10 protein-coding genes are annotated in these 15,398 nt (G+C 73.7%); 6 read left to right on the top strand and 4 right to left on the bottom strand.

Translation table 11 applies throughout. The annotated features are described in order from the left end of the window. Positions 1-9 precede the first annotated feature (9 nt). Entirely contained in the window at positions 10-810 is an 801-nt protein-coding gene (locus AB1046_RS17565) for a sulfite exporter TauE/SafE family protein (RefSeq protein ID WP_369370582.1), read from the top strand. A gap of 70 nt (positions 811-880) precedes the next feature. Here the strand turns inward: AB1046_RS17565 and AB1046_RS17560 are convergent, their stop codons facing one another. Genes AB1046_RS17560 through AB1046_RS17550 form a run of 3 tightly spaced genes read right to left on the bottom strand, consistent with a single transcriptional unit; the run spans position 881 to position 4,895 of the window. Further along, positions 881-2,338 carry a carboxyl transferase domain-containing protein gene (locus AB1046_RS17560; protein WP_369370581.1) on the bottom strand — a complete coding sequence of 486 codons (1,458 nt, stop codon included), beginning with the start codon at positions 2,336-2,338 and terminating at the stop codon, positions 881-883. After that, positions 2,335-3,567 (bottom strand): CaiB/BaiF CoA transferase family protein, encoded by a 1,233-nt coding sequence (locus tag AB1046_RS17555; protein WP_369370580.1) that lies wholly within the window; start codon positions 3,565-3,567, stop codon positions 2,335-2,337. Before AB1046_RS17555 ends, AB1046_RS17560 begins: the two co-directional genes overlap by 4 nt. Before the next feature lie 5 nt (positions 3,568-3,572). Continuing rightward, positions 3,573-4,895, bottom strand: a complete 1,323-nt coding sequence (locus AB1046_RS17550) for an SLC13 family permease (protein WP_369370579.1) — start codon at positions 4,893-4,895, stop codon at positions 3,573-3,575. A gap of 105 nt (positions 4,896-5,000) precedes the next feature. Here AB1046_RS17550 and AB1046_RS17545 point away from each other — a divergent pair, with 105 nt between their 5' ends. The 5 genes from AB1046_RS17545 (at position 5,001) to AB1046_RS17525 (ending at position 9,579) form a co-directional block, all read left to right on the top strand. After that, a complete protein-coding gene (locus tag AB1046_RS17545) occupies positions 5,001-5,714 on the top strand; it encodes a FadR/GntR family transcriptional regulator (protein ID WP_369370578.1) in 714 nt (237 codons plus the stop codon). After that, positions 5,711-6,472 carry a sulfite exporter TauE/SafE family protein gene (locus AB1046_RS17540; protein ID WP_369370577.1) on the top strand — a complete coding sequence of 254 codons (762 nt, stop codon included), beginning with the start codon at positions 5,711-5,713 and terminating at the stop codon, positions 6,470-6,472. The genes AB1046_RS17545 and AB1046_RS17540 overlap by 4 nt, the downstream gene beginning before the upstream one ends. 66 nt (positions 6,473-6,538) lie before the next feature. Beyond that, positions 6,539-7,132: a winged helix-turn-helix domain-containing protein gene (locus AB1046_RS17535; RefSeq protein WP_369370576.1), complete on the top strand. Its 594-nt coding sequence runs from the start codon at positions 6,539-6,541 to the stop codon at positions 7,130-7,132. Next, positions 7,129-8,493, top strand: a complete 1,365-nt coding sequence (locus AB1046_RS17530) for an MFS transporter (protein WP_369370575.1) — start codon at positions 7,129-7,131, stop codon at positions 8,491-8,493. Before AB1046_RS17535 ends, AB1046_RS17530 begins: the two co-directional genes overlap by 4 nt. Positions 8,494-8,580: 87 nt before the next feature. Beyond that, a complete protein-coding gene (locus AB1046_RS17525) occupies positions 8,581-9,579 on the top strand; it encodes an alpha/beta hydrolase (protein WP_369370574.1) in 999 nt (332 codons plus the stop codon). Between the two features lie 42 nt (positions 9,580-9,621). Here the strand turns inward: AB1046_RS17525 and AB1046_RS17520 are convergent, their stop codons facing one another. Beyond that, positions 9,622-15,327: an SCO7613 C-terminal domain-containing membrane protein gene (locus AB1046_RS17520; RefSeq protein WP_369370573.1), complete on the bottom strand. Its 5,706-nt coding sequence runs from the start codon at positions 15,325-15,327 to the stop codon at positions 9,622-9,624. Between the last annotated feature and the right edge of the window lie 71 nt (positions 15,328-15,398).

The following is a 15,398-nucleotide window of genomic DNA, read 5'->3' as shown; positions in this document are numbered from 1 at the left end:
CATCGCGGAGTGAACGAGCAGACTGACGCCTCCCTGACCCCATCTCGCGCCGTCCTCGTCGGGATCGTCGGCGGGACGTTCTCGGGGCTCTTCGGGCTGGGTGGCGGCATAGTGATGGTGCCGCTCCTGACCTCGCTCGGCGGCCTGACACAGCGTCGGGCGAGCGCCTACTCGCTCGCCGCGATCCTCCCGGCGGCGATCGTCGGCTCCATCCCGTACCTGACGCACGACGCCGTGGACCTGATCGCCGCAGGGCTGCTCGTGGTGGGGTCCGTGCTCGGCGCCGTGGTCGGCGCCCGGCTGCTTGCGCGTGTCCCCGAGGCCCTGCTGCGCTGGCTGTTCGTCGCGGTGCTCGTCGCGGGGATCGTGCGGTCCCTGCTGGACGCGTTCGGGGAGGGGCCGGAGATCGACACCGCCCAGGGCCTGCCCAGCCTGCTCGACGGCGCGGGGATGATCGGGCTCGGCCTCGTCATGGGGGTCGCGTCGGGCCTGCTCGGCATCGGCGGCGGCCAGCTCGCCGTGCCGGGCCTGTCCGCCCTGTTCGACTTCGCCCCCGCGCTCGCCAAGGGCACGTCCCTGGTCGCGATGATCCCCACCGCGATCTCGGGCACCTGGGTCAATGCCCGCAACCGCCTGGTCCACCTGAGAACGGCCGCGATCATCGGCCTGGTGGCCTCCGGCTTCTCGTTCGGCGGCGCGAGCCTGTCGGTGGTGATGCCGGACGACGTCGCCTCGATCACCTTCGCCGCCCTGCTCGTGTTCGCCCTGATCCAGCAGGTCCGCAAGGCCCTGGAGAAGCAGCCGCGCTAGCCCAGCCCGCCCGCGCCTCCCCTTCGAGTCCTAAGTTCCTTCGCTTTGGGGCCCTCGAAAGCGGAGGAACTTAGGACTCGAAGGGGAGGGCCGTCGCACGAGCGGGCGGGGTCAGGCTGGCCAGCAGCGACGCGCACTCTGCCGCTACCGCTTCCGCGATCTCGCGGACCGTGTCGTGGTCATGCTCCGGGATTACTCGCTGGACCGCGCCCTCTGCCAGGAGGTCTATCGCCCGGATGTGTTGCGCCTCGGCCAGCTCCGCGGCGTGCGCCGTGTCCCCGTGCACTATGACGCTCGCCCCCTCAGGCGGTAGCGGCGACAGCCACGCGTGCTCGGCCGCGATCACTGCCTGCGCCGGCAGCAGCGCGAGCGCCCCGCCGCCGCAGCCCTGGCCCAGGATGACGGAAAGTGTCGGCACCGTCATCCGGGTCAGCGCCGCCATGCAGCGCGCGATCTCGCCGGCCAACGCGCCCTCCTCCGCGTCCTGCGACAGCTCGGCCCCGGGCGTGTCGATCACCGCGACCAGCGGCAGGCGCAGCTCCTCGGCCAGCCCCATCGCGCGCCGCGCCACGCGCAGCGCCGCCGGCCCCATCGGGGTCAGGTCCGACTGCCGGGTCCGGTCCTGGCCCACGACCAGGCACGGCTGCCCGTCCAGGCGCGTGAGCGCGACCAGCATCGACTCGTCGCGCTCGCCCTCGTCCGTACCGGACAGCCGCACGGTCCCCGACGCCCCGTATCGCAGCAGGTCCCGCACGCCCACCCGGTCGGCGGCCCGGGTGAGTTGCACGGAGTTCCAGGCCGACGTCGTCCCCGACGGCTCACCTTCCCGGCGAGGCAGGGTCGACGGCGACGGCGGGTCGACGAGCACCGCGAGCGCCCGCTCCACCAGCGCGGGCAGGTTCTCCGGCGCGACGACGCCGTCGAGCACCCCCTTGGCGGCGAGGTTCTCGGCAGACTGCACGCCGTCGGGCAGCGCCTTGCCCGTCAGGGCCTCGACCACGCGCGGCCCGAGGAACCCGATGAGCGCCCCGGGCTCAGCGACCGTGAGGTGCGCGAGCGAGCCCCACGACGCGTACACCCCGCCGGTCGTGGGGTGGCGCAGGTAGACGAGGTAGGGCAGGCCGGCGTCGCGGTGGTCCATGACGGCGCGGGAGATCTCGACCATCTTCAGGAACGCGGGTGTGCCCTCCTGCATCCGGGTGCCGCCGGACGCCGTCGTCGCGAGGACGGGCAGGCGCTCCGTCGTCGCGCGGCGGATCGCGGCGGTGATCCGCCGCGCGGCGGCCCGGCCGATGGACCCGCCGAGGAACCGGAACTCGTTCACGACGACCACCACGGGCCGCCCCCGGACGCGGCCACGGCCGGTGAGCACGGACTCGTCGGTGCCGGCCTTTTCCGCGGCGGCCGCGAGCACGGCCCGGTACGCAGCCGGGTGCCCGGACGTGTCGATCGGCTCGTCCCAGGACTCGAAGCTGCCCGCGTCGAGGACGAGGTCGAGCAGCTCGCGTGCGGTCCACCGGCGGGTCATCGGCCGGCCTCGGGCCCACCTGAGTCCGGCCCGGCCGCCGCCGGCCCGGCGGCCCCCGGACCTGACGCGTCCAACCAGGCCCGGATCCGCGCGGCGTGCTCGTCGAGCACCGGCGGCGCCTGGTGGTCCCGCCGGGTGACCTCGACCCCGGACGGGTCGAAGAACCGCAGCGGCGGCCCCGGCAGGGTCACCGTGCCGAGGCTCGTGTGGTCCACGTCCACGAGCAGACCCTGGCTGGCGGTCTGCTCCCAGGCGTACACCTCGTCGAGCGTCCGCACGCGGCCCGCCGGAATGCCGGCGTCGGTGAGCCGGGTCAGCAGCGCGTCGGCGTCGAACGCACCGAAGGCGGCCTCGATCACCTCGATGACCTGGTCCCGGTGGGCGACCCGCTCGGGGTTGCTCCGCATGCCTTCCGCTTCGGCGTCGAGCCCGAGGACCAGGCAGAGCCGCTGCCACAGCGCCTCGGAGCCGACCGCTATCTGGACTGCGCCGTCACGGCAGCGGAAGAGACCGTACGGCGCTATCGAAGGGTGGTGGTTGCCCTGCGCGTGTCCCACCTCCCCGGCGACCGTCCACCGCGTGCCCTGGAACGCGTGCACGCCGGTGACGGCGGCCAGCAGCGAGGTCCGGACCACCTGCCCGACGCCGGTCGTGTGCCGCTCGTGCAGCGCCGCGAGCACGCCGTACGCGCCGTAGATCCCGGCGAGCAGGTCGCCGATCGGCACGCCGACACGCTGCGGGTCGTCCGGGCCGGACCCGGTCAACGACATCAGACCGGCCTCGCCCTGGGCGATCTGGTCGTACCCGGCGCGGCCACCCTCGGGACCGTCGTGCCCGAACCCGGTGATGGAGAGCACCACCAGGCGCGGGTTGCGCTCAAGGAGCATGTCGACGCCGAGGCCGAGCCGGTCCAGCACCCCCGGCCGGAAGTTCTCCACGAGCACGTCGGCGCGGTCTACAAGCTCCAGCAGGGTCGCCCGACCGGCGTCGGCCTTGAGGTCGAGCGCTATCGACTCCTTGTTCCGGTTCGCGGACAGGAAGTACGTCGACTCCCGCGCGCCCTCCTCGCCGACAAACGGCGGGCCCCAGCCGCGCGTGTCGTCGCCCCGCTCAGGCACCTCCACCTTGACGACCCGCGCGCCCAGGTCGCCGAGCATCATGGTGGCGTGCGGCCCGGCCAAGGCCCGGGAGAGGTCGACGACGACGACGTCGGTAAGGGGTCCGGTCATGGTGCTCACCAGCCCGGCAGGACGAGGATGCCCCACACCAGCAGCGGCCCCGCGAGGGTGACGATGATGGCGTAGTTGAGGATCTGCCTGTAGTAGGCCTGCTCGGAGATCGTGTCCGGCCGGTTGGCGAGCATCAGGGCTCCGTTCGTGGAGAAGGGGCTGACATCGACGATGGTGGAGGAGACCGCCAGGGCCGCGGCCATGGCCCAGGGGCTCACGCCGCCACCGGCGATGAGCGGCACGGCGATCGGGATGATCACCGGCAGCAGCGCCGTCGACGACGCGAATGCGGACACGATGCCGCCGACGTAGCAGAGCACCAGCGCACCGATGGCAGCGATGCCCAGGCCGGCGGCCCAGGTGCCGATGTACTCGGGCGAGCCCGCCTCGTTGAGGATCGTGGCGTAGGTGCTCACGCCCGCGACCAGCAGGACGGTGGGCCAGGCGATCTGCTTGACGGCGTCCTTGTGCTGCTGCGGCGACAGCATGGCCAGCACGACCGCGGCGGTGATCGAGACGAAGCCGATGTTCTGGTCGAACGCGAGGGCAGTCACGGCGACGGCCACGAAGGCGACCAGGGTGAGCACGTGGTCGCGGCGGACGCCGAGACCCTGCGTGGTGGTCGAGACCCCGGAACCCTGACCGCTGACGGTCACCGAGGCGCCGCCCGTGTGCAGGTCGTCCACGACGTGGCCGGCGGCGTCCGCGGGGTCTACCCGCTCGCGCATCAGCTGGCGCCCGCCGAGCGCGAGGAACAGGACCACGGCCATCGCGGTGTTGACCCCGAGCGACGCGAGGAACACGCCCATCGCGGTGCCCTCGTAGCCGACGTCGGCCATCACCGAGTTGGTGATGGTGCCGTAGATGCTGATCGGGGAGAACCCGCCGCCCTGGGCACCGTGGACCACGAACATGCCCATCATGAGCGGGTTGATCTTGTACCGGCGGGCGAACCCGAGCGCGACGGGGCCGATGATGGCGCAGGCCGCCGGGCTGGCCGCGCCCATGGCCGTGAGCAGCGCGGTGACGGCGAACATGACCCAGGGAATGAGGGCAACCCGCCCCCCGACGGCCTGGACCGCCTTGGAGACGATGAGGTCGACCGTGCCGTTGTTCTTGGCTATGGAGAACAGGTATGTGACACCGATGAGGGTCAGCACGAGGTCCGCACTGATGCCACCCAGCACCTCCCGCTCATCCATGTTCAGGGCGAAGACGCCGACGAACCAGGCCGCGACATAGGCGAGCGCGCCCATGTTGATCGGCAGGACCGTCCCGGCGACGAACAACGCGACCAGCGCGATGATCGCTATCCACTCAGGACCCATGAGAACTCCTCTTCCATCGTGGCGGACACCCTTGACCGACGAGACACGATGGCTCAGTGGCCTAGCCAATAGTCCAATGCCGGATAAGTCAAGTACTCTCGGCGGGTGACTCCTCAGGCTCCCGCCGAACTGCCGACGCCGCTGGCCCGCACCCGCCTCTACGAGCAGGTAGCGGAGCAGATCACCGCCTGGATCCGGCAGAACGGGCTTGCCGCAGGGGATCGCCTGCCGCCGGAGCGTGAGCTCGCGGCGCGCCTCGGTGTCAGCCGCGCGACCCTCAGCCAGGCGCTCGTCGCGCTGGAGGTGGTGGGCGTCGTCGTGGTGCGGCACGGCGACGGCACGGTGCTGACCGGCAAGCTCAGCGAGAGCCGCATCGTCGAGGCCATCCGCGCGCACGCCGACCGGATGCCCGAGATCATCGACATCCGGGACGCCCTGGAGACCAAGATCGCCGCGCTGGCCGCGCAGCGCCGCACCGAGGACGACCTCGCGGCCATCGACGCGTCCCTGGACGCGATGGAGGCGGCCATCGAGCACGGCGAGCGCGGGGTCGACGCCGACGAGCAGTTCCACGCGGCTGTCACGGCGGCAGCGCACTCCGAGCTGCTGTCCCAGACCATGCGGGAGATCGCCAGCCTGATCCGGGAGAGCCGGATCGAGTCCCTCTCCCAGCCCGGGCGGCCACGCAACTCCCTCACGGGGCACCGGGCCATCGCCGCCGCGATCCGCAAGCGCGACCCCGAGGCGGCCGCCGCAGCCATGCATGCCCACGTCGAGATGGTCAGCGACGTGGCACTCCTGCGGGAGAACGAGCGATGACCGGCTGGGAGCAGCTCGCCGTGCTCGGCGCGGGGCTCGGGGCGGGCATCCTCTCCTCGACCGTCGGCGTCGCCTCGCTGCTGAGCTTCCCTGTGCTGCTCGCGATCGGGCTACCGCCCGTCGTCGCGAACGCGTCCAACACGGTGGGCCTCGTGCCCGCCGGCATCAGCGGGTCGTTCGGCTACCGCCAGGAGCTGCGCGAGCACCCGGCCGTCACCCTGGCCGTGCTCGTGACCTGCGCGGTCGGCGCGGTGGGCGGGGCAGTCCTGCTGCTCGCGCTCCCGTCCAGCGTCTTCGAAGCCGTGGTGCCCTGGCTGATCCTGACCTCCTGCCTGCTGGTCGGTGCACAGCCGTGGATCAGCCGGTGGCTGCGCCGTACGCGCGACGAGCCCGCCCGCCTGCGGCACCAGATGTCCCCGGTGACCGCCGTCTTCTCGGTCCTGACCGGCGCGTACGGCGGCTACTTCGGCGCCGGGGCCGGCGTCATGATGGTCGCCGTGCTTGGGCTCGGGACCGACCTGCGGGTGCAGGTTGTCAACGGCCTGAGGACCATCTCCCTGCTCGCGGCGAACATCGTGGCGACCGTCATCTTCGTGTTCGCCGCCGACGTCGACTGGCTGGCGATCGGCCTGCTCGGCGCCGGGTCCTTGGTGGGCGGCTACGTCGGAGCCCGTATCGGCCGCAAGATCCCGCCGACCGTGTTCCGGGTGCTGGTGGTCATCGCGGGTGTGGTCACCGCCGTCGTCATGCTCCTCTGACTGCCGGCCGCAATTGTGCGTGCATAACTCTTGTGCACAGATGTTGTGCATGATTATTGTGCACGCATGTCCGCTTCCCATGACGACTTCCGCCTCACGCCCGAGGCGGTCAAGGTCCTCGCCCATCCGCTGCGCTCGCGCCTGCTCGGCACCCTGCGGCGGGGCGGTCCGGCGACTGCGACCACGCTCGCGACAACACTGAGCACCAACTCGGGCGCCACCAGCTATCACCTGCGCAAGCTCGAGTCCGTCGGCCTGGTCGCGGACACCGGCGAGGGCGCGGGCAAGCAGCGCCTGTGGCGCGCCGCCACGAGCTCCCACAGCTGGGAGCGGTCGGAGCTGGCGCACGACGAGGACGCCACCACCGCGCTCGGCTGGCTGGAGCGCGACTACCTGCGGCTGTTCAGCACCGACTTCGGGCACTGGCTCGACGTCGCCGAGGCGTGGCCCAGCGAGTGGCAGGACGCCACGGGCATGGGCGACGCGTGGGTGACCGTGAACCCGGAACGGCTCCAGGCGCTACGCAGGGAGCTGGACGAGGTCCTCGAGCGCTACCGCGATGCCGACCCCGACGCCGCCCCCGACGCTCGCCGCGTGCACTTCTGGCAGGCGGCATTCCCGCTGGAGCCGGACGACGTCCCCGAGACGGAGAAACCATGACTCCCCTGACGCCGCAGCGCGCCCGGCAGGTCTTTCTGCTGCTGACCCTGACCCGGTGGTTCCCGGTCGGGCTGATCGTCACGGTGACGACGCTGCTGCCGATCGAGCGCGGCCTGTCGGTGCCCGAGGCGCTCACCGCGCTGTCGCTGACCGGGTTCACGGTGTTCCTGCTGGAGCTGCCCACCAGCGGCCTCGCCGACGCCCTGGGCCGCCGCCCCGTCCTGATCGCGGCCGCGATCTTCCAGGTGGCGGCAGCCGTCCTGTTCCTCACCGCGCAGACCTTCTGGACGTTCGCCCTGGCCGCGGCCGTCACCGGCATCTTCCGGGCGCTCGACTCCGGGCCGCTGGAGGCCTGGTTCGTCGACACGGTGCACGCGACCGAGCCCGGGGCCGACGTCGATCAGCCGCTGGCCGCGCAGAGCACCGTGCTCGGCGCCTCGATCGCCATCGGTGCCCTCGTCTCGGGCGGCCTCATCTGGTGGCACCCGTTCGACGCGTGGTCCGCGATGGCACTCCCCTACGCGGTGTACGCGGCGCTCTCGCTGGTGCATCTGGTCGTCGTGACCACCCTGGTCCGCGAGGTGCCCCGCACCCTGGCGCCCGTTGCCGACGGCGCCGTGACCGACGGGGCGGTAGCAGGCGGCGCGGTAGCAGGCGGGCCCGGAGCGACGCCGGCCCCGCCGCCGTCGGGCAAGAGCGGCGCGGGGGTGGCGGGGCGGGTGCTCGCGTCGGCACGCCTGGCGCCCGGGGTGATCCGCGACGGCCTGCGTCTGGCGCGGGACAACCGGGTGCTGCGGTGGCTGCTGCTGGTCGAGGTGTTCTGGAGCGTGGGCATGGTGGTGTACGAGACGTTCCAGCCGATCCGCCTGTCCGAGCTCCTGGGCGGGACCGAGGCCGCGGCCGCGGTCTCCGGCCCGGTCGCGGCCGTCGGCTGGGCGGTGTTCGCGGGCGGGGCCGCGCTGAGCGGCCTCGCCACGCCCCGGCTCGGTGTGGCCCGCACGGCGATCGTGGCGCGCGTCCTGAACGGTCTCGGGGCCGTGTGGATGGGGCTCGCGCTCGGCCCGGTCGGCCTGATCGCTGCGTACTTCGTGACCTACGGGCTGCACGGTGCGTCCGGACCCGCCTACCAGACCCTGCTGCACCGAGAGGCCGAGGCCCGGAACCGCTCGACGGTGCTGTCGATGGCGTCGATGCTCTCGTTCCTGGCGTACTCCCTGGGCGCCCCGGCCCTCGGCTGGGCGGCGGGCGCGCTGTCCACACCGACCGCCATGGTGCTCGGCGGCGTGTTCAGCACCCTGGGCGCCCTGTGCTTCCTGCCCGCGCTCCGCCGTGAGCGGATGCTGGCCGCCGCCGCTGCTTAGGGGTCCGTTGCGTATATGGTCGGCGGCGACGGCGCAGCACGCGCCGCTCGCCGATCGGTCGGCGCAGGTCTGACGTACGGGAGCGACGTGGACGACAGCGGGAACGACTGGACCGAGGACGTGCTGGGCGCGGGCTTCGAGGCCCGCACGCTCCGGCTTCCCGGGGGCGCCGAGGCGACCCTGGTCCGCTACACACCCGACGACGGCGCTGCGCTCGACGGCGCTGCGCCCGACGACGGCGCGACGCCCGGCGTCGGGCGGCCGCCGGTGCTGTACGTGCACGGGTTCACCGACTACTTCTTCCAGCGGCACCTCGCCGAGGCCGTCGCCGGTCGGGGGTACCCGTTCTACGCCGTCGACCTACGCGGGCACGGCCGCTCCATCGATTCATGGACCGTGGGCGGCGGCGACACCAACATGGTCAACCGGCTGGAGCTCTATTACGAGGACCTCGACGCCGCCGTCGACGTCATCACCGCAGACGGCCACACCGGCCTGGTGCTCATGGGGCACTCCACGGGCGGTCTCATCACCTCGCTGTACGCCGACGTGCGCCCGGACCGCGTGACCGCCATGGTGCTGAACAGCCCCTGGTTCGACCTGAGGGGCACCTGGCTCGAGCGGGGGCCGATCACCCAGGCAATCTACGTGCTCGGGCGGATAGCGCCGCGCACCGTGGTGTCCACGCTGGCGGCGGGGTACGGCCGCGCCCTGAACCGGGCATCGGGCGGCGAGTGGGACTACGACCTGCGGTGGAAGCCGTACGCCGGCTTCCCCGTCCGCGCCGGGTGGCTGGCCGCGATCCGACGCGGCCACCGCAAGATCGCGCGCGGGCTGTCCGTGCAGTGCCCGGTCCTCATGTGCACCAGCGACCGCACGGGGCGCGACGACGCCGAGGCCGCCGAGCTGCTCAGCACGGACGCGGTGCTCGACGTCGCGCACATGCTCGCGCGCGGTCCAGGGCTGGGGCCGGACGTGGACATCTCGATCATCGAGGGCGGCGCCCACGACCTCGTGCTGTCCCCCAAGCCCGCCCGGGACAAGTACCTGACCACGGTGCTGGACTGGCTGGACGCCAAGGTCTGACGTCCTGCTGGGGCGCCTGGGCCGCGGCCGCCGCGGCCCAGGTCAGCGCAGGTCGCGCAGGTACGCCGCGGTGCCGCCGGAGGCGGAGGTCCTCCGTTCGTCGAGCGTGGCGATGATGAGCAGGACGACGGCGGCCGGCACGAGCGTCAGGATCCACGGCAGCGGCGAGACGCCGACTCCGAGCTTGGCGAACACGACGAGCACCTCGACCGCCAGGGTCCACACCCCGATCCAGAACGGTGCCGACAGGCGCAGCCGGGATCCGACGAGGACCGCCGCCAGCGCGGCCAGCACCACCCAGGAGGCGCGGATCGTCAGCGGGTCGGTCGCCGTGGACAGCACCGAGGGTCCGACCAGAGCCGCAAGACCCCAGCCGATGGTGCGCCAGGACCCGCCGTAGCCGACGGGCCAGGTCATGAGCGTGCCGGCCGCGTCCTTGGGCTCGCCTGCCGCCACCCAGCGGCGCAGCGCGGTCGCGCCCGACCAGATCAGGCCGACGCCGAGCAGCACCGAGAACGCCTCGACACGCAGCTCGCGCGGCGACCACGCGGCGATCCCGACGGCGGCGGCGCACAACCAGACCAGCCACGGCGGTGCGCTGACCACCGACCGCCCCACCCGCCTCGTGACCAGCACGAGCACCCCGAGCAGCACCAGCTCCAGGACCAGCAGCGCCACGATCGAGCCCCACACGGGCCGGGTGTTGGCCACGACGCCGAGCGTCGCGAGCACCAGGCCGGGCGCCAGGCCCCAGCGGTCGAGCAGCAGCGCCGATCGTGCGCTCGCCTGGCGGCGGGCCATGATCGCGGCCGCGATCAGGAGCGCACCGGCCAGGAGGGCCCAGCTGAGGCCGACGGCGAACACCCAGCCGGCGCCGATCGGTTCCCCGAGGGGAGCGCCGTCCAACCACGCCAAGCGGGGCAGGGGAGCGCGGTCGCTCGACGTCGCGCCGCTGGACCCGAGCCAGAGCATCGGTTCGCGGGCGACATGGAGCGACTCGACGGCTCCGCCCAGGGCGGCCAGCGCCGCAACCGCGACCAGCCCGCGCCGGACCGGCCGAGTCCACTCGTCCCGCAGGAAGGCAAACCGCTCCCGCAGGCCCGGCCACCCCAGGGCGTACGCGGCACCCAGAGCGATCGCAGCGCCGCCCACCAGCGCGAACGCGCGCCAGTCGGCCGGCTCGGTGCGGGTCACCAGGACGATGAGGCTCGGCACCACGGCAAGCCCCGCACCGACGGCGGCGAGCCGCCAGGCATGCGTCGCCGGCCCGGCCGGACTCTGGCCGGGCCGTGTCGTCTCGGGCCTGCGGCTGATGCGCCAGGCCAGGAACGCACCGACGACCACCGCGCCGAGCGCGGGCGGGAGCGTGTACGCCTCGACCAGCCGCACCTCGCCACCGGCCAGTGCGGTCCACAGCGCCGCGAGCGCCAGTGCGGCGGCAAGCTGCCAGACGCGCCGGCGGCCCGGCTCCCGGGCGACAAGCACGGCGCCGGCTGCGAGCAGCAGCAGCACCGCGACCGCGATGTCCGGCCCCGCGGCGGGTCGCGCGTAGGCGAGGAAGATGGTGATGGCGCCCGTGAGCAGCGCGGACCGCTCCAGGCCACGGCGCACGCCGGCGGCGAGGCCGGGACCGGCGTCCGGCACCCGGGTGGTTATCCGTTCCGCGATCCGGGCCGCGCCGCCTGCGACCGCCGAAACGAACAGCGCGGTGGTCGGCAGGACGTACGGGGACCCGGAGACATCCAGGATCATCGCGCCCGCACTGGTGACCATGACGGACGCCGTCGGCAGCAGCAGGAACGCGGCCCCGGACCGGACCGCGCCCGCCAGGCCGGTGCGGGCCGTGAGCAGCAGCACCAGCTCGAGGGCCAGCATGGCCGCGGCGGCGCCCGCCGACCACCAGGTGCGCTCGAACACCACGGTCACGACGCCGGCCGCGAACGGCCCGGCGGTCACGCCGAGCACCACGTACCACTCGTTCCGCGAGGTGCGTCCACCGAGGGTGACCACGATGGTCACGAGCGAGGCGACCGCCGAGACCGTGCAGATCACGGCGACGGTCGGCAGGTCGAGCCAGCCGAGCACAACACCCAGGACGACCAGCGGGTACACGTACCCCGCGCCGACCAGCCAGGGGTGCGTCGCGGGCCGCAGCACACCGCGGAACGACAGCAGCAGCGCGCAGACGACGAGCGCGCCGGCCGCCGTCGTCGGACGCGAGACCCAGGACAGCACGAGCAGCAGGCCGGTCGCCCCGACCGCCCCGGTCAGCGCCACTACCCGGGCGAGGCGCAGGTCCGCACCGGCGATCCGGGTGCCGCCGAGCACACGCAGGCGCCCCGAGGCGCGGACCAGTGCGCGTGTCGCGCCCTGCACGGCCCCGACGCCCGGCCGTAGCCCCCGCCATGCGGTCGACCGGACCGCCGTCGCCGCGACGAGCGTGCACGCGAGCACCACCAGGGCAGCGAGCGAGACCACGGTGGTCAGGCGCGGGTCGAGCGCGATCCCGAGTGCGGCGAGCAGCACCAGCCAAGGGGCCGCGACGGCCTCTGTACGCCGGCCGGGGCGGGCGGCTCCTCCGGCCCGCCCTCGCGGGGCGAGCCTGGCCGCAAGCAGCGTGACTACCGCGAGCGCGACGGTGCCCAGGTGCGCCCAGGGCAGGCTCCCCAGGGTCTCGGTCGCCCCGACCATAAGACCTGTCGATCCCGGAGCGACAAGGGCCCCGGAGGGCACGGTCCAGCCGAGGTGGGGCGCCGACAAGGCGGCGAACCACGCGTCCGGCACCCGCCGCAGGACCAGCAACAGGGCGGGCAGCGCGGCGACGGCCGCGACGATCCAGCCGCTCAGCAGCAGGTCGTCCCGCGTGGCCGGGGCGAGCGCCCCGCGGACGGAGCCGAGGCCGGCCCGCCTGAGCAGGCGCGGAGCGGTCGCGAGCGCGAGCACCGTCCACGCGCACGCCGCGCCGAACGGGACCCAGCCCGCGACGGACACGCTCGCCTCGACACCGAGCAGGCCACCCGCGGCGACCGCGAGCACCCCGCCGACGACCGTCCAGGGCCGGTGGTGTGTGACCCGCCGCAGCACCGCTACGGTCACGGCCGCCAGGGCGACCAGTGCCGCCGTGCCGCCCAGCCCGGGCAGCCAGGTCGGCTGCCGCGCGTCGAACGCCAGGAGCACGGCGATCGGCACCGCCACCGCGGCCACGACGTCGAGCACCCGGCTCTCGGCCTGCAGCCGGGACCCGATCCGAGGGCCGGAGACGATGGCCGCGGCGCGCGCGAGCAGCGTCATGAGCGCTGCGGTGAGGACCCCCAGCGCGGGCAGCCACGAACCGTCGGGCAGCGCGACGGCGCCCAGCAGCAGCAACGGAACTCCCGGTACCGCGAGGACTCCGGCCGACGTCCACGCCCGGACGCGCAGCGCATGACCGAGCAGCAGCCCGGCGACAGCTACCGCGGACCACAGGACGGTGGTGGTGCCCAGCCGGGTCAGCGGCTCGATCGGCGTTGCGAGCGAGGCCAGAGCCGACGCCGCAAGCGCGGCCGGCAGCCCGGCCGCACGCACCACCCGGAGCAAGCCCTGTTCGACGCCGAAGGCCGGGGCGCCCTCGGGGGCGATCTCACGGGCGCCCGGTGCAAGGCGGCGCGTGACGGCCGGGAGCATCCGCAGCGCCGCCCACGCCACCAGGGCGACCAGCACCAGCGCGAGCACCCACCACCACATCGACCACGCCGACCCGGGCAGCGCGACCGCCACCAGCACCGGGATCGCCGGGGCCGACAGCAACCCCGCCGACACCCAGGAGCGCACCCGCAGCCGGGCCCCGAGTGCGGCCGAGGTAACCACTACCGCCGACCACAGGAGCGCCGTCGTACCCAGGGCGCTCAGCGGGGGCGCCGCCCCCGCGACGAACGAGGTAGCCAGCGCCAGCGGGAAGCCGGCAGCACGCACAACGTGCAGCACCCGCGTCTCGACGGTGAACTGTGTGGCGAACCGATCGGTGAACGCGACCAGCGCCCGCTCGGCGGCCCAGGCGACGAGCGCGACCAGCGCGAACGCGAGGACCCACCACCCCGCCCACATCGAGGCGGGCTGCGCCGCGACCACAAGCACCGGGATCACCGGGGCGGCGAGCAGAGCGGCGGAGGTCCACGACCGGACCCGCAGCCAGTACCCCAGCAGCGCCACGACCACCACAACGCCGGACCACAGGAGCGCCGTAGCGCCCAGCCTGGTCAGCGGCGGCATGGCCTGCGCCCCGAGCGAGACGGCGAGGGCCAGCGGCGGTCCGGCGGCCCGCACCACCCGCAGCAAGCCCGACTCGAGCTCGAACGTCGCCGGGCCGCCGAGCCGATCGGCGAGCGTCGGGAGCACGCGTAGCACCGCCCAGGCCACGAGGGCTACCACCAGCAGCGCGAGCACCCACCACCAGACCGACCACACGGAGCCGGGCAGCGCAGCCGCCACCAGCACCGGGATCACCGGGGCGGCGAGCAGGGCGGCAGAGAACCACGACCGGACCCGCAGCCAGTACCCCAGCAGCGCCGCGACCACCACCACGCTGGCCCACAGGAAGGCCGTAGCGCCCACCGCGCTCAACGGCGGAACCGGCTCTGCCACGAACGAGACGGCCAGCGCGAGCGGGAACCCGACAGCACGCACGACCCGCAGCACCCACGTCTCGGCGACGAGCCGCGTACCGGACCGCGCGCCGACGACCGGCGCCGTCCGCAGCGCCGCCCACGCCGCAATCGACATCAGCCCCACCCCGATCGCCCACCACCACGTCGACCAAGCCGACCCGGGCAGACCGAACGCCGCCAGCACCGGCACCAGGGGCGCCGTGACCAGCCCCGCCGACACCCAGGACCGCACCCGCAGCCACGACCCGAGCGCCACGAACCCGGGGGCCAGCACTGCGAGCACCACTGCCCGCGCCAGCGCCGGATCAAGCGCGCCGAGCAGGCCCGCCTGCAGACCCAGCTCGACGTCCACCCACGCCAGCACCACCGCCAGCGCAGCCACCGCCTCGCTGGTGGTACGCAACCCGGCCCGGCGCAGCATGGCCCCGACCGTCACCGCCGCGGCGGTGACGATCCCCGTCACGACCGCGCGCAGCAGCAAGTTGTCGCCGAACGTGAAGAACACGAACACCACTGCCGACACCGCGAGCAGCGCGGCACCCGCACCCGCGAGGATCGGCTGCAGGGAGATGCCTGGGCCGGCCGGTTTCGCCGGCGTGGCGACGACCGGGCCTGTCGGGACGGACGGGCCGCCTGGTTGGGCAGGCTGGCTCGGTCCGGCGTTCTGGTCCGGTCGCGTGGGCTGGTCCGGTCGGGTGGGCTGGTCCACGGGCGGCAGTACCGTCGCTGCCTGGTGCGGAGCCTGCGAGGCCGGTGCTGATGCCGGCGGGGCGAACGCATCCGGGACCGACGCCGAGACGCGCGGTGCGGACGGCGCGGATACGGCCGGCGCGGGCGACTGAGCGGCAGCTACCCGCGGGGCGTCGTCCCGCCCGGCCAGGTGCGCCCCGGGTTGCGTCCGCCGCATGCCGTCGAGCAGCGTCTCCCGCTCGCGCAGAAGATCCGCCGTGTCCACCGAGAGGCGCCACACCTCGCGCGCTTCGCGGACCGAGATGTCGAGCCCGCACGCGGCGCACACCACAGAGGCGAGGTGCTCCCCGCAGGCAGGGCACCTTGTGGTGTCGGTGAGGCGGGCGATGACGTCGTCGGCCCAGGTCGGAGACATGCGCACATAGTGGCGGAGGTGCGGGCGGTAAGCGACGTATCTCCATGGGCGAGCCGGTACGGATCTTGCGC

This window comes from Promicromonospora sp. Populi (assembly GCF_041081105.1).
Classification (GTDB): Bacteria; Actinomycetota; Actinomycetes; order Actinomycetales; family Cellulomonadaceae; genus Promicromonospora.
Note: the sequence above shows the minus strand (reverse complement) of the source record. Positions and strands in the feature narration are given on the sequence as shown.